We start from the raw sequence: 18,208 nt of genomic DNA, 5'->3' as shown, positions 1-18,208 counted from the left end.
CCTGGCGAACGGTCAGTCCGTGGTAATCCGCGAATGCTTGCGGGTGTCTTTCATGGTGATGTAGACCAGCAGCGACACGGCAATACACGCGGTCACGTACCAGTAGTAGCCGGTTTCCATGCCGATGCTCTTGAACCACAGTGCGATGTATTCGGCGGTGCCGCCGAAGATCGACACGGTCAGTGCGTAAGGCAGGCCTACACCCAGTGCGCGGATTTCGGTCGGGAACAGTTCGGCTTTCACCACGGCGTTGATCGAGGTGTAGCCGCTGACGATGATCAGCGCCGCCATGATCAGGAAGAACGCGCCCCACCAGGTCTGGACGGTGTGCAGGGTGGTGAGGATCGGCACGGTGAACAGCGTCCCGAGGATGCCGAATGCGATCAGGATCGGCCTGCGACCGACCTTGTCCGACAGGCCGCCGACAATCGGTTGCAGGCACATGAACAGGAACAGCGTGGCCGCAGAAATAGTGGTGGAGTCGGAGATGCTCATGCCGACGGTGTTCACCAGGTACTTCTGCATGTAGGTGGTGTAGGTGTAGAAGGCCAGGGTGCCGCCCATGGTCAGGCCGACCACGGTCATCAGTTCCTTGGGATGGCGCATCAAGGTGCGCATGGCGCTTTCCTTGGCTTTTTCCTTCTTGGTGAACGATTCGGTTTCTTCCATGCCGCGTCGCAGGTACAGCGCCACCACCGCACACAGGGCGCCGATGGCGAACGGGATACGCCAGCCCCAGGCATACAGTTCTTCGGTGGTGAGCAATTGTTGCAGCACGATCAATACGGCCAGGGCGATGAGCTGGCCAGAGATCAGGGTCACGTACTGGAAGCTGGAGTAGAAACCACGACGTTCCTTGGTCGCCATCTCGCTGAGGTAAGTGGCGGAGGTGCCGTATTCGCCGCCGACCGACAGGCCCTGCAGCAAACGGGCAAATACCAGCAGGATCGGCGCGCCGATACCGATGATTTCATAGCCCGGGCTCAGGGCAATCAGCAATGAGCCGAAGCACATCAGGTAGACCGAGGCCATCAGGGCTTTTTTACGCCCGACTTTGTCAGCGTACAGGCCCATCAACCAGCCGCCGATCGGGCGCATCAGGAAGCCCACGGCGAAGATCGCAGCGGTATTGAGCAGTTGGGCCGTGGTGTCGCCCTTCGGGAAGAAGGTTTTTGCGAAGTACAGCGAGAAGGCCGCGTAGACGTACCAGTCGTACCACTCGACCATGTTGCCGACCGATCCGCTGAAGATCGACTTGATCCGGCTGGAGGTGGTGCGTTCTTTTGCCGGCACGGCGGCCGACCCCAGAGGCAGGGAGTTGGAGTTATCCATTGAAGGATCCTTCATGTCATTGTTTTTGTGGAGCGCGCATCAGCGCAGCCTGGCGCAAGCTATAGCAGGAGCTGTGCCAAGCCGGGTGAGGCCCGGTCTAGAAGGGGTGGGGGATTTTTTTGAGCGGAAAGCCGCTGATTATTTTTGGGTGGTGAGCGGAAATCCGCTTATGGCGACTGTCCTTGTCGCAGCGATGAGGCCCTCAGCAGCCCCCTCAGTCCATCGACATAAACATTTCCCGGGTCAGCCCATGGCGCTGCATCTTCTCATTGAACGTACGCCTTGGCAGTTGCAGCTCGGCCAGCACCGCTTTGATATCGCCCTTGTGTCGGGTCAACGCGCCTTTCAGGCAGTGAGCCTCAAAGGCTTCCTGCTGCGCCGCCAGAGATTGCCCTGCCTCGATACCTTCCGGTTCCGGCTCGCCCAGACCCAGCACCTGGCGTTCGGCAACGTTGGCCAGTTCGCGCACGTTGCCCGGCCAGTCATGGCTGAGCAGTCGCCCCAGTTGCGGCCCGCTGAGTGGTGCGGCTTCACGGCCCAGGCGTTCGGCGGCGCTCTGGGCAAAGTGTTCGAACAGCAGCGGGATATCTTCGCGGCGTTCGCGCAGTGGCGGCAGGCGCAGTTGCGCCACGGTCAGGCGGTAGGCCAGGTCCTCACGGAAACGGCCGGCACGGGCTTCGTCCAGCAGGTCGGGCTTGGTCGCGGCAATGATGCGCAGGTCGACCTTGATGCTCTGGTTCGAGCCCAGGCGCTCGAGTGTCTGCTCCTGCAATACCCGCAGCAGTTTCACCTGCTGGGCCAGGGGCATGCTTTCGATCTCGTCGAGAAACAACGTACCGCCGTTGGCGTACTCCAGTTTGCCGATGCGCTTGCCCTGGGCGCCGGTGAAGGCGCCGCTTTCATGGCCGAACAACTCGGCTTCAAACAGTTGCTCGGGAATCGCGGCGCAGTTGAGCGCGACAAAAGGTTTTTTTGCCCGTGGCCCGAAGTCATGCAGGCAGCGAGCGACCAGTTCCTTGCCGCTGCCGGTCTCGCCACGGATCAGCACGTTGACCGGCAGGGCCGCCAAATCCAGGACCTGGCGGCGCAGTGTCTGCAGGCTGCGGGACACCCCCAGCAGGCTCGACTCCAGCTTGGCCCGATGATCGGCCTGTTGGTGCAGGCGGCGGTTTTCCAGGATCAGCCCGCGCTTGTCCAGAGCCCGGCGCAGGCTGGCGAGCAGGGCGTCGGGGCTGAAGGGTTTTTCCAGAAAGTCGTAGGCGCCGTCGCGCATCGCTTCGACGGCCATCGGCACGTCACCGTGGCCGGTCAGCAGGATCACCGGCAAGCCGGCATCGCGCCGTTGCACCTCGGCTAGCAACTCCAGGCCGCTGAGGCCCGGCATGCGCACATCGCTGAGAATCACCCCGGGAAAGTCCCTGGGCAGTTGCGCCAGGCAGTCCTCGGCGCGGCTGAACAACTGCACCTCGAACCCCGAGAGGTTCAGCCACTGCTCCACGGCCGTGCGGATGCTGGCTTCGTCATCAACCACGATCACCGCGTTCAGCATAGGTCTGGCGCCTCCAGTGCGATGGGCAGGGTCAGGGTGAATACGGCGCCGTCGCCCAGATTGGCAACACTCAGGCGCCCCCCCAGTTCATGCACGATAGCGTAGGACACTGCCAGCCCAAGCCCGAGCCCGTCACCCACCGGCTTGGTGGTGAAAAACGGGTCGAACACGTTATTCAGGTGCTCCTCGGCAATGCCGCCGCCGCTGTCGCTGACGCTCAGGTGCCACAGTTGTTGATCGGCGTGCAGGCGGATTTCCAGGCGCTTGCGCGGTTTGTTGGACATGGCGTCCAGAGCATTGCGCAGCAGGTTGATCAGCACCTGTTCCAGGCGAATGGCATCGCCGCGCACCCAGGCCGGGCGGGTCAGGTCGAGCACGGTGGCGACGGCTTCGTCACGCAGGCGGGCGTCGAGCAAGTGCAGGGACTGATCGACCACGGTCGCCAGGTCCAGGCGTTCGCGCAGGCCGCTGGGGCTTTTGCGGGCGAAGGTTTTCAGATGGCCAGTCAGGGCGGCCATGCGGGTGAGCATATCGTCCAATGGCGTCAGCGCCTGGTATGCGTCGTCGATGCGCCCGTGATCGAGCAGCAGGCGCAAGGTCGCCAGTTGCATGCGCTGGGTGGTCAGCGGCTGGTTGATTTCATGGGCCAGGGCCGCAGACATCTGCCCCAGCGCCGCCAGCTTGGCCGATTGCACCAGGCCATCCTGGGCGGTGCGCAGGGCCTGGGTACGTTCTTGCACCAGGCGCTCCAGTTCTTCGCGGCTGCGTTGGCGCAAGCGGGCCAGGCGCCAGCGCTGGGTCAGGAACAACAGCAGGAACACCAGCGCCAACCACAGGCCGGCGGCGGCGAGGCCAGCGTTGCGCTGATCCTCAAAGGCCACCTGGGGTTTGCGCAGCAGGTGCAGGGTCCAGCCTTCAGCTTTGAGCGGCAGGGATTCCCAGATGTAGTTGGCGGTGCCTTCGGGGCCGGCCACGCGGACCAGGTGACTGTTTTCGTCGAAGCGCTGCAAGGTCTGGGTATCCAGGGGCAGCAGTTGTTTCTTGTCGTATTGGCGCGTGGCCTTGAGTTCGGCCAGGTCGTTGGCCGACAGCGCACGCAGGTTGCGGTAGCGCCACCCGGGTTTATTGGCGATAAACACGATGCCCCGGGCATCGCTGACCAGCAGCAGGTCATCGCCCTGGGCCCATTCGCGTTCCAACTCCGGGAACTCCAGCTTCACTACCATGGCGCCGAGGAACTGATCCTGCTCATCCACCACGGCGCTGGAGAGGAAATACCCCGGAATCCCGGTGGTCACCCCCACCGCATAAAAACGCCCGGTGCCCTGGCTGCGGGTCTGGCTGAAGTAGGGGCGAAACGCATAGTTGTGGCCGACATAACTGCTGGGCAGGTGCCAGTTACTGGCAGCCACCGCCAGGCCGGTACGGTCCATCAATTCCAGGGTGGAAGACTGTGCGGCACCGTTGATGCGCTCCAGTTTGTGGTTGAGCACCTCCTGGGTCGCCGGATCCAGCGGGCTTTTCAGGGCGCGGATCATTTCCGAGTCCAGGGCCAGCACGGCGGGCAGGGCGCGGTAACGTTCGATCAGGGTGTGCAAGGAATTGGCATACAGCGCCAACTGCTGGTTCGCACGCCCGGCATCGTCCACCAGGGACTGGCGTTCGGCCTGGCGGATGGCGACGGCGGCAGCCAAGACGGCACCGGCAATAATCAGCAGGGAGTAGAAGGTCAAACGCAATGGGCGAGGGATCGCGATCATACGAGAATGAACAGCTGCAGTAGGGGGCGAGCACCATAACATGTGCCGCTTGGATCTTGTGGCGAGCGGGCTTGTGTGGGAGCGGGCTTGCCCGCGATGCAGGCGCCTCGGTGTATCAGTAACACCAAGGTGAGGCCATCGCGGGCAAGCCCGCTCCCACATAAGCCCGCTCGCTGCGACAAAATCACCAGACACAAAAAAGGCGACTGCGGCATAGAGCCACAGTCGCCTTTTATCCTTGCAGGGAGGTGCTTACTGCACTTCTACCGCCAGGCTCTCACTGATCTTTTTCTGCCAGATGGCAGGGCCAGTGATGTGGACCGACTCGCCGTTGCTGTCGACAGCCACAGTGACCGGCATGTCTTTGACGTCGAACTCGTAGATCGCTTCCATGCCCAGTTCGGCGAAGGCCACCACACGCGACTTCTTGATGGCTTGCGCCACCAGGTAGGCGGCGCCGCCTACGGCCATCAGGTAAACAGCCTTGTGGTCCTTGATCGCTTCGATAGCGGTCGGGCCGCGCTCGGATTTGCCGATCATGCCCAACAGGCCAGTCTGCTCGAGGATCTGGCGGGTGAACTTGTCCATCCGCGTAGCGGTGGTCGGGCCAGCCGGGCCAACCACTTCTTCGCGCACCGGATCGACCGGGCCGACGTAGTAGATGAAGCGACCCTTGAGATCCACCGGCAGGGTTTCACCCTTGTTCAGCATCTCGACCATGCGCTTGTGCGCCGCGTCGCGACCGGTGAGCATCTTGCCGTTGAGCAGCACGGTTTCGCCCGGTTTCCAGCTCTGCACGTCTTCCGGGGTCAGGGTGTCGAGGTTGACGCGGCGGGCCGACGGGCCGGCTTCCCAGACGATTTCCGGGTAGGCGTCCAGCGGCGGCGCTTCCAGCGAGGCCGGGCCCGAACCGTCGAGCACGAAGTGTGCGTGACGGGTGGCGGCGCAGTTGGGGATCATGCACACCGGCAACGAGGCGGCGTGGGTCGGGTAATCCATTATCTTCACGTCGAGCACGGTGGTCAGGCCACCCAGGCCCTGGGCGCCGATCCCCAGTTGGTTGACCTTTTCGAACAGCTCCAGGCGCATCTCTTCGATACGGTTGGAGGGGCCGCGCTTTTTCAGCTCATGGATGTCGATGGATTCCATCAACACTTCCTTGGCCATGACGGCGGCTTTCTCGGCGGTGCCGCCGATACCGATGCCGAGCATGCCCGGTGGGCACCAGCCGGCGCCCATGGTCGGAACGGTCTTGAGGACCCAGTCGACGATCGAGTCGGACGGGTTGAGCATGGCCATTTTCGACTTGTTCTCGGAACCACCGCCTTTGGCGGCCACGTCCACTTCCACGGTGTTACCCGGGACGATGGAGTAGTGGATCACCGCTGGGGTGTTGTCCTTGGTGTTCTTCCTGCTACCTGCCGGGTCGGCGAGGATCGAGGCCCGCAGGACGTTTTCCGGCAGGTTGTAGGCGCGACGCACGCCTTCGTTGATCATGTCGTCCAGGCCCATGGTGGCGCCATCCCAACGTACATCCATGCCTACGCGCACGAACACGGTAACGATCCCGGTGTCCTGGCAGATCGGACGGTGGCCGGTGGCACACATGCGTGAGTTGATCAGGATCTGGGCCATGGAGTCACGGGCAGCTGGCGATTCTTCGCGCAGGTAGGCCTCGTGCATCGCCTGGATGAAGTCAACGGGGTGGTAGTAGGAAATGAATTGCAGGGCGTCGGCAACGCTCTGAATCAGGTCGTCTTGCTTGATCACGGTCATGAGTCGCGCTCCTCTATAAGGGAACATTCAATAAAGGTGGCTTCAGATGGGTGCATCGGTCGCTGGAGCCACCTTTTCCAAGGCACGCCGGGTAGTGCTGGCGCGACGCTAAAAAGGCGCGGCAGTATAACCCGGTGCGGTGGCCGATACACCCGACGATGGTCACGAATGGCTGGCTCGATTGAGTTGTAGGAGCGAGCGTGCTCGCAAAAAACGTGAATCTGGTGGGTTTCGTCAGGCAGCCCGCGTTATCGTTAGCGACATTCGCGAGCCAGCTCGTTCCTACAGTTGAAGAGTTTTATGCCTGAACTGCACGTCGGCGCACGCCACTGGTCGGTCTCCACCGGCAGCAATCTGCTGGATGCCTTGAACCAGGCCGGGGTGGCAGTGCCCTACAGCTGCCGGGCGGGCAGTTGCCATGCCTGTCTGGTGCGTTGCCGGGGTGAGGTCGAGGACCAGCAACCTGACGCCCTGAGCCCGGCCCAGCGCCAGGATGGCTGGCGCCTGGCCTGCCAATGCCTGGTCACGGGTGATGTGCAGGTTGAGGCCTTTGATCCATTGCGCGACGGCACGGCGGCCACGGTACTGAGCGCGGACTGGTTGCACCCGACGGTGCTGCGTCTGCGCCTGCAACCGGAGCGGGGCCTGCGTTACCGGGCCGGGCAGCATTTGGTGTTATGGGCGGGTACGGTGGCGCGGCCTTACTCCCTGGCCAGCTTGCCTGGGGAAGATCCGTTCCTGGAGTTCCATCTCGATTGCCGCCTGCCCGGCGAATTCAGCGATCTTGCCCGACGGCTACAGGCTGGTGATCAACTGCGTCTGGGCGAATTGCGCGGCGGGGCGTTGCACTACGACCCCGACTGGCAATCCCGGCCACTGTGGCTGCTGGCCTCCGGCACGGGCCTGGGCCCTTTGTGGGGGGTATTGCGCGAAGCGTTGCGCCAGGATCACCAGGGCGCCATCCGCGTGATTCACCTGGCCCATGATACGCACGCCCATTATCTGGCCGAGCCCCTGGCCCAGCTTGCCGCCCGCCATGAAAACCTCATCGTCGAGCTATGGACAGCGGCGCAGTTGGCCGGCGCTTTGGCGCAACTGCGGCTTGTTTCCCGGCAAACCCTGGCCTTACTCTGCGGGCACCCCAGCAGTGTCGAGGCCTTTTCCAAACGCCTGTTCCTGGCTGGCTTGCCGCGCAATCAACTGCTGGCCGATGTGTTCCTGCCTCGTGGTTGAGCGCTGATGTCTATCTGCGAGACTCACCATGACTGAAGCCATCCTGCTGCAACGTGACCGTGGGTTGCTGATCCTGCAGCTCAACCGCCCCGACAAGAAAAATGCCCTGACTCGCGCCATGTACCACCACTTGGCGACGGCGCTGGAGCAAGCCGATGCGGACAGCACGGTCAATGCCGTGCTGCTGCAAGGCAGCGATACGTGTTTTACCGCCGGCAACGATATCGGCGACTTCTTGCAGCAACCGCCCACGGACCTGGACAGCCCCCCGTTCCTCTTTATGAAAAGCCTGCTGAACTGCCGCAAACCGGTGATTGCCGCTGTTGCCGGCGCTGCTGTGGGCATTGGTACCACGCTGTTGCTGCATTGCGACCTGGTGTATGTCAGCCGTGATGCCCGGTTGTGCATGCCGTTCGTCAACTTGGGACTGTGCCCGGAATTTGGCTCCAGCCTGATCCTGCCGCGCTTGCTCGGGCATGCGAAAGCCGCTGAGTTGCTGCTGTTGGGCGAAGGGTTCAGTGGGGAGCAGGCTGCGCAGTGGGGCATTGCCACGCAAGCGCTGGACAGTGGTGAAGCTGCCTTGGCCAAGGCGCGGGAGGTAGCTGAACGCTTCGAGACCTTGGCGCCGGGCGCGGTGCAGATCAGCAAGCAGTTGATGAAGAGCGTTGACCGCGAACAGTTGCGCCAGGTGATTGAGGAGGAGGGCGCATTGTTTACCCAGCGGTTGAGGTCACCGGAGGCGATTGCGGCGTTGTCGGCGTTTATTGCCCGGCGCTGATGACGCTTTCGCGAGCAAGCCCGCTCCCACATGGGAGTGCATTTCAAGTGTGTGCGGGCTTGCCCGCGATGAGCATAGGTATCTACACAATTTTGCTGCATCGCATAAAGCCAAGCAGATAGGGCTGTTGTGGCGAGCGGGCTTGTCGGAACGCCGCATCGCCCGCGCTGGGCTGCGAAGCAGCCCCAGTCAGCCGAATGCGTTGTATCAGATACTCCGTAGCGGCAGGTTCTGGGGCTGCTTCGCAGCCCAGCGCGGGGGAGTTCGTCAGTTTCTGAAAGTTGTGTAGATACCTATGCCGCGATGAGGCCGGTCCAGTCCCCCCATCACCATGATCTGAACAGCAAAAAGCCCCGGCACTCACATGCCAGGGCTTTTGCTTTCAGCAGGTCACTCAGACCATCTTGTCGCCAACGTGCAGGATCTTCATGCCGTTGGTGCCGCCAATGGTGTGGTAGCTGTCACCTTTGGTCAGGATCACCCAATCGCCTTTCTCCACCACGCCACGCTTGAGCAGTTCGTCGATGGCAGCCTGGCTGACTTGCTCAGGCGGCAGCGACGCCGGATCGAACGGTACGGTGTACACGCCACGGAACATGGCCGCGCGGGCCTGGGTTTCGCGGTGCGGGGAGAACGCGTAGATCGGGATCGAGGAGCGGATGCGCGACATGATCAACGGGGTGTAGCCACTTTCGGTCAGGGCGATGATCGCCTTCACGCCCGGGAAGTGGTTGGCGGTGTACATGGCGGCCAGGGCGATGCTCTGGTCGCAGCTTTCGAACACCTTGCCGATGCGGTGGCTGGAGGTCTTGCTGGTCGGGTGCTTTTCAGCGCCGACGCAGATCCGCGCCATGGCCTGGACCGCTTCCAGCGGGTACGGGCCGGCAGCACTTTCCGCCGAGAGCATCACGGCGTCGGTGTAGTCGAGCACGGCGTTGGCCACGTCGGACACTTCGGCACGGGTCGGCATCGGGTTCTGGATCATCGACTCCATCATCTGGGTCGCAACGATCACCGCTTTATTGTGGCGGCGTGCGTGCAGGATGATTTTCTTCTGGATGCCGATCAGTTCAGCGTCACCGATTTCCACGCCGAGGTCGCCACGGGCAACCATCACTGCGTCGGACGCCTTGATCAGTCCGTCGAGGGTTTCGTCGTCGGCCACGGCTTCGGCGCGTTCGATCTTCGCTACCAGCCAGGCAGTACCGCCGGCTTCGTCGCGCAGTTGGCGGGCGTATTCCATGTCGGCAGCGTCGCGTGGGAAGGATACGGCGAGGTAGTCCACTTCCATCTCGGCGGCGAGCTTGATGTCAGCCTTGTCTTTCTCGGTCAGGGCCGGCGCAGTCAGGCCGCCACCGCGACGGTTGATGCCTTTGTGGTCGGACAACGGGCCACCGATGATCACGGTGCAATTCAGCTCGGTGACGGTAGCGGTGTCGACACGCATGACCACACGGCCGTCGTCCAGCAGCAGTTCGTCGCCGACGCCGCAGTCTTTCACCAGGTCCGGGTAGTCGATACCCACGACCTGCTGGTTGCCTTCGGTCAGCGGATGGCTGGTGGAGAAGGTGAATTTGTCACCAATCTTCAGCTCGATACGCTTGTTGGCGAATTTGGCGATACGGATCTTCGGACCTTGCAGGTCACCCAGCAGCGCGACGAAGCGGCCATGCTTGGCGGCGAGGTCACGTACCAGCTTGGCGCGAGCCTTGTGCTCGTCCGGGGTGCCGTGGGAGAAGTTCAGACGGGCAACGTCCAGGCCAGCCAGAATCAGCTGTTCGAGGACTTCCGGCGAGTTACTGGCCGGGCCAAGGGTGGCGACGATTTTGGTACGACGGACGGACATGCACGGACTCCTGAGTTCTAGCGCTGGGGAAGGCTACTATGCTCTTTGGCTGTAGTCATTGTTCGTTTGCACTACTTATTGTCGATTCGCTTGTTTTCACTCTATGACGCCTACGAACAACCTTGAAGATTTTCGCCCAAGGGTCGATACACTGCTCAAGACAGGAGAACACCCCATGCGAGTTTTGATCATTGCTGCCCTGGCCGTCAGTGTTGTCGGCTGCACCCGTTGGTCGATGGACCATCATTTGAACAATGCCTACCGTGCCTACAACGTGGGTGATTGCGAACGGGTCACCCTGGAATTGTCCCAGGTCGACCGTGAGAGCCGCTCGCGTCGTTATGTGCAACCGGAAGTTTCGATGCTGCGTGGGCAGTGCCTGGAGCGGCAGAAGTTGTTTGTGGACGCGGTGCAGACGTATCAGTTCATCATCAGCCAGTACCCGTCGAGCGAATACGCGTTCCGCGCTCGTGCACGCCTGGATACGCTGCAACAACTGGGGCATTACCCAGGTGCAAGCCCTGCACGAGCACGGCCAGCCGCTTTGTGATGGCGGCTATCATTTCATAGCTGGCCTCTTGCCAGAGATGGGCTATCCTTTTGAAGTCTGTTTGTACAACTTTCCATTCGAACAGATACAGTTCCCGGATTCGGCGGCGGTAAAGTGATAGGGCAGAGGCTGTTGCCCCACCGAGATCCAATGAGAGTGGGGTGTTGTTGGTAACGCTCCGGCCCGAATCACTGAACGGTCAGAATAATGGCCATTGGATGGCATCATGTTTACCAATCGACGGATTGAGCGGCATCAGTTGCCCTGTTGTTTGCAGGTGTTCAACCGCTTCACGGACAAACCCATCGGTTATCTGGGGAACATCTCCAGTGAGGGCCTGATGCTGGTCAGTCAGCTACCGATGATGATCAACGTGGATTTCGAGCTGTGCTTGAAAATCCCCGGGCTCGAAGGGGATGTGCATGTAATCGAGTTCATTGCCAAGTGCCTGTGGAGCCGTGAAGACGTCAACCCTCAGCATTATGATTCGGGTTTCACGCTGTTACAGGCACCTGCCGAGTACGGGCAATTGATCCTGGCACTGTCGCAGTACTTCAGTTTTGCTCCCCAGCAGGCTTCGGCCTAGCACGACGACAGTTGTTGGCCACGTGCTGATCGTTGAACGGATACCTGTACCAGGTACACCTTCATAGCACGCCGCCTTTTTTCCAACCTAGATAGCGCGTTACCAGATCCGCACCCAAATCCGACGGGTGAGCATCCAGGACGGCGAGGCCCTGTGCCTTCAGACGGTCATGGAGTTCTTCGCGGGCGTTGAGATAGTCGACGCTGCCACAGTAAGCCAGCGCTTCCGGCAGGGTTTGCACGGGTGCCTGGCGCAGGTGATCCAGCACTTCTTCGCGCAGGCTTGCCACCAAGACCCGATGCTGGCGGCTGATGCGCTTGACGGCGGTCAGCAGATCCTCGTCGTCCTCATCACGCAGGTTGGTCACGACGATCACCAGCGCCCGACGTTTCTGACGAGCCAGTAACTGATTGGCTGCGGCCTGGTAATCGGCCGCGCGCCGGGTACTGTCCAGGTCGTATACCGCGTTGAGCAGCTGGTTCAACTGGCCGCTGCCCTTGACCGGTGCCAGGTAGCGCGGTTGGTCGCTGGCGAAGGTACACAAGCCCACCGCATCGCCCTGGCGCAGGGCCACGTAGCTGAGCAGCAGGCAGGCGTTGAGGGCGTGGTCGAAATGCGACAGTTCGCCGTCCTGGCTACGCATCCGCCGTCCGCAATCGAGCATGAAGACAATCTGCTGGTCGCGCTCATCCTGGTATTCCCGGGCGATCGGCGTGCGTTGCCGTGCCGTGGCTTTCCAGTCGATCTGGCGCAGGCTATCCCCCTCGCGAAACTCACGCAGTTGGTGAAACTCCAGGCCCAGGCCGCGACGCTGGCGCTGGCGTACACCCAGTTGGCTGAGCCAGTTGTCTACCGCCAACAATTGCGCACCGTACAGGCGGGCAAAGTCCGGATAGACCCGGGTGGCATCCTTGAGCGGCAGTTGGCGTTTTGCGGTCCATAACCCAAGAGGGCTGGGGAGGTGCACCTCACAACACTCAAAGCTGAAGTGTCCGCGGCTCAAGGGGCGCAGGCGGTAGCCCAGCTCGCTGTGTTCGCCGGGGCGCAGGGCAATGGACTGTGGCAGGTTTTGCACGCTCAACCCATCTGGTACGTGATCAAACACCTCCACGGCCAGGGGTTGTGCATAGTCATGCTCCAGGGTGATCCGCACCTCGCTCCAGCGTCCTAGCGCCAGGCTGCCCGGCATCTGCCGCCGCAGGCGTGGCGAAGGGCGGCGTTTGAGGCGGACAGCATCGAGCAATGCGAGCAAAAGCAGCGCCAGCAACAGGCCCCAGGCCACGGAGTGCAGGGCGACCGGCACCTTGAGTTGCAGGGCCATGGCCGTTCCGAGGGCGATGCCCAGACCCAGCAGTACCGCGAGCCAGATGAGCAACAGGCGAGTGGGTCTCATGGGCAAGTCACTGGCGTGGCGCTGGCACTTGGTCGAGCAACTGGGTAAGCACCTGATCCACCTCCAGCCCTTCGATATCCAGCTCCGGGGCGATGCGTACCCGATGGCGCAATACCGCCAGCGCGCAGCTCTTGATGTCGTCCGGGGTCACGAACTCGCCACCACGCAGCAACGCACGGGCGCGGGCACCGCGCACCAGGGCGATGGAGGCGCGAGGACCGGCGCCAAGGGCCAGGCCGGGCCAGGTGCGCGTGGTGCGTGCCAGGCGCACGGCATAGTCGAGCACCTGTTCATCCAGGGCCAACTCACTGGCGACCTGCTGCAACATCAGCACATCATCGGCCTGGAGCACGGTGCGCAGCGGCTGTACGTCAAGCATGTCGGCGCGGGAGGAGCGGGTCACTTCGCGCACCATATCCAACTCTTGCTGCGCGTCAGGGTAGTCCATGCGTACCTTGAGCATGAAGCGGTCGAGTTCCGCCTCCGGTAGCGGATAAGTGCCTTCCTGTTCGATGGGGTTCTGGGTGGCAAGCACCATGAAGGGTTGGCCGATGGGTAGGGCTTCACCCTCGAGAGTGACCTGGCGTTCCTGCATGGCTTCGAGCAAGGCGGCCTGGGTTTTCGCTGGTGCGCGGTTGATCTCGTCTGCCAGCAGCAGGTGGGTGAACAACGGCCCCTTGCGCAGCTTGAACTGCTCGGTGTGCAAGTCGTACACGGCATGGCCGGTGACGTCGCTGGGCATCAGGTCCGGGGTGAACTGGATACGCGCGAAATCGCCGTCAAAGCAGCGGGCCAGGGCGCGCACCAGCAAGGTCTTGCCCAGGCCGGGAACCCCTTCGAGCAGCACATGGCCGCCGGCGATCAGCGCAGTCAGCACATCATCGATCACCGCATCCTGGCCAATCACGGCTTTGCGCAACTCGGTGCGCAAAGCCTGAGCCAACTGGGTGGCTCGCCCGCTGTCGAGGGGGTTGGATACATCCACTGGAGAGTCGCTCATAGGGCATTCCTGAGGGTTTGCAGGCAAGCCACCTGGCGGCTGAAGTCGGCGCTGGAAAGCCGCTTTGCCGGGAGAGGGCCGAGGGCCTGGCTGATAATTGAAGATGGTTGGCGGGTCAGGCGTTCGAGTGCTTGCCACTGCCCTGCAGCGTCCAACTGGTCTAATCCGGGATGGCGACGGCGCGCGGTACGCAGGATGTCGCGCTGCAAGGCTTGCAGCAGGCTGTTTTGCCCGCTGCGGCGCAGCAGGAAATCGGCACTGGCATTCAGGTGTTCCTGCAACTGGCGGCGGGCTTTCGGCGCTGGCGCCCGGATGGGCCCCAGGCGTATGCCGGCACGCCATAACCCCAAGAGAATCAAGGCAGCAAGAGCCACCAGGGCCTGGGGGAAATACCGCAGCAAGAGGCTGAACAGGTTTTCGACGTCTGTGTTGGACAGCAGGGTTACATCGCTGCCCTGGGTCAGGTACCAGAGCAGCCAGGCGTTATCGTGCAAGCCGATGGCCGGGGTCTTCCACAGCTCGCTGTCGGTGATCACGGTCACGCGGCCATGCCCGAGATTGAGTTGCATCAGGTGACTGGATTTGGCGCTGTTGGCCGAAAACTGGGCCAGGTGCCTGGGGTCGATCAGGGTGAAGTCGGTGTCGAAACTGAAAAACGCCGGTGCAGTTTCGTTATCGACATACAGGCGTGTCAGGTCAGGTTTCTTGCCCTTGCGGGCGCTGGGCGGCTGGTCGAAGTCGTCGCTAAAGGCCTGACGCAACTGCAGGCGATCGAGCAGCAGGTCGCCGCTGTCCTGGGTTTCTTCATCCCATATGGCTTCGGCCACCAACAGCAGATGGCCGCCGGCCTGGGTCCACTCCAGCAGTTGGTCAACCTGATGCGGGGTCATGTTGCTGCGCTCGCTGAGCAACAGCAGGCTGGTGCCCTTGGCGGGCAGGGTGGCCAGGCGCTCCAGGCTGCGGGCTTGCTCGACGGCCAGGCCTTGCTGGCGCAGGAACTGCTCTGCCGCCAGATAGGGGTTGGCCTGGGCTTCGGGTGACGGCCCGCGGTCGACCACTTCTTCGTAGGGAATCGCCTTGTGCCATGCGTAGAGGCCCCCGGCTGTCAGCAGGCAAGCCAGGATCAGCCCGAACCAGATCAGCGGCCGGTTCATCGCACGGCCTCGCTGGCGAACAAGCTGCGCCAATGGGCGCAGAGCTGTTGTTGGGCCAGGGCAGGCGGTACGCGATGGCCGTAGGCGAGGTTTTGCCAGTGCCGGGTCAGGTCGTCGCTGAATGCCAGCAATTGCGGCTGCTGCAAGTGGCGCACATGTTCCAGGACCTGGCCTTCGGTGTCGGCGTTTTTCAGTGGCAGGTTGAAGTCATGCAGCAGCCGGCTGAGCAGGCCGCGATACAGCAGGCCAAGGGCTTCGCGGGGCTCGGTGGCCCACAGCTGCTCGGCGGCACTGGCAATGTCATCGGGTAAGGTTTCCACGCCCATGTCCAGGCCGAACAGTTGTGACGGCACAGGCTGCGCCGCCTTGGACCGTGGGGCGCGGCGGCGGCTGACAAAGGCCTGCAGCCAGTCGCGATAGCGCCAGGCGAGCAGGCTAATCCCGGCGACCAGCAGGCCCCAGAGCAGCACCTCCATCACCATGGCCAGGGACTTGAATGTGTCGCTGTTGAGGTTGTCCAGCAAGGATTTAAGCCAGGCAGGTAACTTGGCATCATCCACGGGCTTGGCTTTGTTGGTGCCCTTGTCCTCGCCGAAACGGTAGCGGGTGACGGTTTCCGGATTCTTGAACGGGGGTTGTTCCAGCAGGCGTTTGATCGATTGGCTGGCCTGCGACGTGCTCAATGGTGTCGAGTCGACCGGTGGATTGGCCATGGCCTGGGGCGTTGGCACGATCACTAGCAGGCCGACCGCCAGCAGCAGGATGGCCACCGTCGCTTCCAGGCGCTGGCGCAGGCGGCGGAACACCAACTCCAGGTCCCAGGCTTCGAGTACGGTACGCCGGTTGAGGTAGAGGCTGAATCCACACGCCACGTAGATGGGCTCCCAGAACACCAGGATCAGGGCGTAGAAGGCATTGCTCAGGTGCTCCAGCCAGAGCCAGTCCTGGCTGCTGGCCAGCGCCAACTGTTGCCAGTCCCAGTCCAGCTCTACCTGTTGGGGCAGGAACAGGTAGAACAGCGCCATCAAGCCAATCCATAGTGCTGTTTCCAGGTGAATGCCGATCAGCGTCAGCCAGCGAGCCGCCCCAGCGTTGCGCTGTTGCAGGACCCCCAACCGTTGTTGGCGGGCCATGCCACCGAGGCCTTCGAGTTGCACCACAGGCATGGCAAAGCTGCGACTGAGGCTAAAGCGCCTCCAGGTCAGGCTGGCCAGCAGTTGCCCCCTGAGCAGCCCTGGCCATTGGCGCAGCGCTTGTTTGAGACTGGGCGTCTCGCCAAACAGCACCTTGGACAGGATATACAGCGGCAGACGCTCAAAGGCCGGTTTCAGCCACCAGAACACCAGCACGGCTACAGACGGGTAGTCCCACAGCAAAACGCTGATCAGGATAAAGATCGGCAGGCTCACCAGGGCCCAACTGCTCATCAATAGCACGCGGTGCTCGCGGGCCAGCAACACCCCCAGGTCCATGGCTTCCCACGAGGAGCGAGGACGAATCACCACACTGGCGTCACTCAGGCGCATGACGACTCCTGCCGGCGAACAACAGATAGGCGATCACCAGCGCCCAGAGTGCAGCGCCCACTAGGTACTTGCCCCAAGGCTGTACGGCGTTGGTAGAGGACCAATAGGCTTCTATAAAGGCTGCGATAAGCAGGAACACCATCACACCGCAGATCATTTGCACGCTCTTGCGGGCTGCCAGCCGCAGTGACTCACCCCGGGGCAACGCTCCCGGAGCGATCAATGCCCAGCCCAACTGCAGGCCTGCCGCGCCGGCCAGGGCAATGGCTGTCAGTTCGAAGGCGCCATGGCCGATGACAAAGGACCAGAAGGTTTGCCCGTAGCCGATTTGTGTCAGGTGCCCGGCAACGGCCCCGATCATCAGGCCATTGAAAAACAGGAAAAACACGCTGCCCAGGCCGAACAGCAAGCCGCCGGCGAAGGTCTGGAATGCGATGCCGATGTTGTTCATGACGTAGTAGCCGAACATCATCCAGTCCTCACTCGATGCCCGTTCGGCCGCGCGCCCCAGGCGACTGGCGTCGGGGTCGTACATGCTTTGCATCTCGGTCACTTGCTGGGTACTGACGATGGTGTAGATCAAGTCGGGGAACAGATAGACCAGCAAGGCAATGCCGGCCAGGCTGCCAAAGAACAGCAGGCTGGCTACCAGCACGAAGCGCCATTGTTCGCGAACCGTACGGGGAAAATCCGCCAGCAGGAAGCCCAGGGTCTTGGCGCCGAGCTGGCTGCGATGGCGATACAGCTGTTGATGGCCGCGCAAGGCCAGTTGTTGCAGCGGGTCTACCAGGTAGCTGCTGTAGCCGCGCTCCTGTGCCAGTGCCAGGTGTTGGCACAGGCGTCGGTAATCGTGGGGGAAGCGCGTCAGATCGTGGGCCTTGGCCTTGCCTTGTTCAAGCAGTGCCAGTTGCGCGGCAAAGGCCTGCCAGTGCGGCTGGTGACGGGTTTCGAACAGGCTCTGTTTCATGTTGGCCCCAACAGGCCGCGAGCCACGCCATTGAGCTGCTCCACGGCACGTGCCGGGGAAACCTGCAAGGGCGTGGCCAGAATCGCTGCCAGCTCATGGGTCCGCTCGGCGGACAGTTCACCCTGGCGCTCGGCAAAACCCAGGATCGCGCGCTGCTCGTTCAACTCCAGGGCAAAGGGCAGGCGCAATGCCGGGGCCTGGGGCAACTGGGGGACGAGACAGGGGCTGTTCGCGATAAACAACCAGGGTCCCGGCTGCGATGTCACCCAGGCGTTTGAAGTGGGGATGTTGCAGGCAACTGATGGCACCGAGAAAGTAGCCGAACGGCAACATATCGACAAAGCGCAGCAGGTTGCGGATCAGCGACGCAGACCAGCCAATGGGCGTGCCGTCATCCTGTACCACGCGCAGCCCCATGACCTGCTTGCCCGGTGAACAGCCCTGGTTGAGCACTTCGAACAGCACCATGTACCACCAACTGACGAGAAACAGCAGGATCGAGCCCAGGCCGACTCCCAGGTTGCCGAGAAACGCCAGGGCAATGAAGAGAATGCCGAGGATCAGGCCACGCAGGCCCAGGTCGAAGCCGAAGGCCAGGGCTCGAGGCATCAGCCCGGCGGGGCGCAAGGGCAGGTCGATGCCTTCCGGGGTCTCGATCTGGTAGCGAGTGTCCAATGGCGCGATGGGCATTGCGTTCCCTGGCAGTGCGGCGTGGCTTGGCATGGGCAACCCTCTGGGGCAGCCGGCAAATTGAGAGG

General features: G+C 62.3%; 14 protein-coding genes and 1 pseudogene. 4 read left to right on the top strand and 11 right to left on the bottom strand.

The window, feature by feature from the left end; genetic code table 11:
* Positions 1 to 12 precede the first annotated feature (12 nt).
* From JTY93_RS20590 to JTY93_RS20575, 4 genes are all read right to left on the bottom strand, one after another.
* On the bottom strand, positions 13 to 1,332 hold the full coding sequence (locus JTY93_RS20590) for an MFS transporter (RefSeq protein ID WP_029295432.1): 1,320 nt from the start codon (positions 1,330 to 1,332) through the stop codon (positions 13 to 15).
* Positions 1,333 to 1,546: 214 nt separating this feature from the next.
* Complete coding sequence (mifR, locus tag JTY93_RS20585) at positions 1,547 to 2,881, bottom strand: two-component system response regulator MifR (RefSeq protein ID WP_205476881.1); 1,335 nt, start codon at positions 2,879 to 2,881, stop codon at positions 1,547 to 1,549.
* Positions 2,875 to 4,641 carry a two-component system sensor histidine kinase MifS gene (gene mifS / locus JTY93_RS20580; RefSeq protein ID WP_205476880.1) on the bottom strand — a complete coding sequence of 589 codons (1,767 nt, stop codon included), beginning with the start codon at positions 4,639 to 4,641 and terminating at the stop codon, positions 2,875 to 2,877. The genes mifR and mifS overlap by 7 nt, the downstream gene beginning before the upstream one ends.
* Before the next feature lie 252 nt (positions 4,642 to 4,893).
* Positions 4,894 to 6,417: a fumarate hydratase gene (locus JTY93_RS20575; protein WP_070994445.1), complete on the bottom strand. Its 1,524-nt coding sequence runs from the start codon at positions 6,415 to 6,417 to the stop codon at positions 4,894 to 4,896.
* 300 nt (positions 6,418 to 6,717) lie between these two features.
* Here JTY93_RS20575 and JTY93_RS20570 point away from each other — a divergent pair, with 300 nt between their 5' ends.
* Together JTY93_RS20570 and JTY93_RS20565 are read left to right on the top strand one after the other, a co-directional pair.
* Positions 6,718 to 7,650, top strand: coding sequence for an iron-sulfur-binding ferredoxin reductase (locus tag JTY93_RS20570; RefSeq protein WP_205476879.1), 933 nt, complete (start codon positions 6,718 to 6,720; stop codon positions 7,648 to 7,650).
* Between the two features lie 28 nt (positions 7,651 to 7,678).
* A complete protein-coding gene (locus JTY93_RS20565) occupies positions 7,679 to 8,428 on the top strand; it encodes an enoyl-CoA hydratase-related protein (RefSeq protein ID WP_205476878.1) in 750 nt (249 codons plus the stop codon).
* A gap of 394 nt (positions 8,429 to 8,822) precedes the next feature.
* On the opposite strand, the gene pyk is transcribed toward JTY93_RS20565, so the two are convergent.
* A complete protein-coding gene (pyk, locus tag JTY93_RS20560) occupies positions 8,823 to 10,274 on the bottom strand; it encodes a pyruvate kinase (RefSeq protein ID WP_169993724.1) in 1,452 nt (483 codons plus the stop codon).
* A 175-nt stretch (positions 10,275 to 10,449) separates the two neighbouring features.
* On the opposite strand from pyk, the gene JTY93_RS20555 reads away from it, so the two are divergent.
* Both JTY93_RS20555 and JTY93_RS20550 read left to right on the top strand, forming a co-directional pair.
* Complete coding sequence (locus JTY93_RS20555) at positions 10,450 to 10,824, top strand: tol-pal system YbgF family protein (RefSeq protein ID WP_029295455.1); 375 nt, start codon at positions 10,450 to 10,452, stop codon at positions 10,822 to 10,824.
* A 226-nt stretch (positions 10,825 to 11,050) separates the two neighbouring features.
* Positions 11,051 to 11,410 carry a PilZ domain-containing protein gene (locus JTY93_RS20550; protein ID WP_205476877.1) on the top strand — a complete coding sequence of 120 codons (360 nt, stop codon included), beginning with the start codon at positions 11,051 to 11,053 and terminating at the stop codon, positions 11,408 to 11,410.
* 61 nt (positions 11,411 to 11,471) lie between these two features.
* Here JTY93_RS20550 and JTY93_RS20545 read toward each other — a convergent pair whose 3' ends face one another.
* The 6 genes and pseudogenes from JTY93_RS20545 to JTY93_RS20520 all read right to left on the bottom strand — a co-directional run bounded on the left by JTY93_RS20545 (position 11,472) and on the right by JTY93_RS20520 (position 18,140).
* Positions 11,472 to 12,803 (bottom strand): DUF58 domain-containing protein, encoded by a 1,332-nt coding sequence (locus tag JTY93_RS20545; protein ID WP_205476876.1) that lies wholly within the window; start codon positions 12,801 to 12,803, stop codon positions 11,472 to 11,474.
* 7 nt (positions 12,804 to 12,810) lie between these two features.
* On the bottom strand, positions 12,811 to 13,803 hold the full coding sequence (locus tag JTY93_RS20540; protein WP_169993715.1) for an AAA family ATPase: 993 nt from the start codon (positions 13,801 to 13,803) through the stop codon (positions 12,811 to 12,813).
* Entirely contained in the window at positions 13,800 to 14,957 is a 1,158-nt protein-coding gene (locus JTY93_RS20535) for a DUF4350 domain-containing protein (protein ID WP_205476875.1), read from the bottom strand. The genes JTY93_RS20540 and JTY93_RS20535 overlap by 4 nt, the downstream gene beginning before the upstream one ends.
* Positions 14,954 to 16,483: a DUF4129 domain-containing protein gene (locus JTY93_RS20530; protein WP_205476874.1), complete on the bottom strand. Its 1,530-nt coding sequence runs from the start codon at positions 16,481 to 16,483 to the stop codon at positions 14,954 to 14,956. The genes JTY93_RS20535 and JTY93_RS20530 overlap by 4 nt, the downstream gene beginning before the upstream one ends.
* On the bottom strand, positions 16,470 to 17,450 hold the full coding sequence (locus JTY93_RS20525; protein ID WP_205476873.1) for a stage II sporulation protein M: 981 nt from the start codon (positions 17,448 to 17,450) through the stop codon (positions 16,470 to 16,472). Before JTY93_RS20525 ends, JTY93_RS20530 begins: the two co-directional genes overlap by 14 nt.
* Positions 17,447 to 18,140: pseudogene (locus JTY93_RS20520) on the bottom strand (RDD family protein). The gene JTY93_RS20525 and the pseudogene JTY93_RS20520 overlap by 4 nt, the downstream one beginning before the upstream one ends.
* Between the last annotated feature and the right edge of the window lie 68 nt (positions 18,141 to 18,208).

This window comes from Pseudomonas hygromyciniae, assembly GCF_016925675.1.
GTDB classification, from domain to species: Bacteria; Pseudomonadota; Gammaproteobacteria; order Pseudomonadales; family Pseudomonadaceae; genus Aquipseudomonas; species Aquipseudomonas hygromyciniae.
This window is presented reverse-complemented; position numbering and strand designations above follow the sequence as displayed.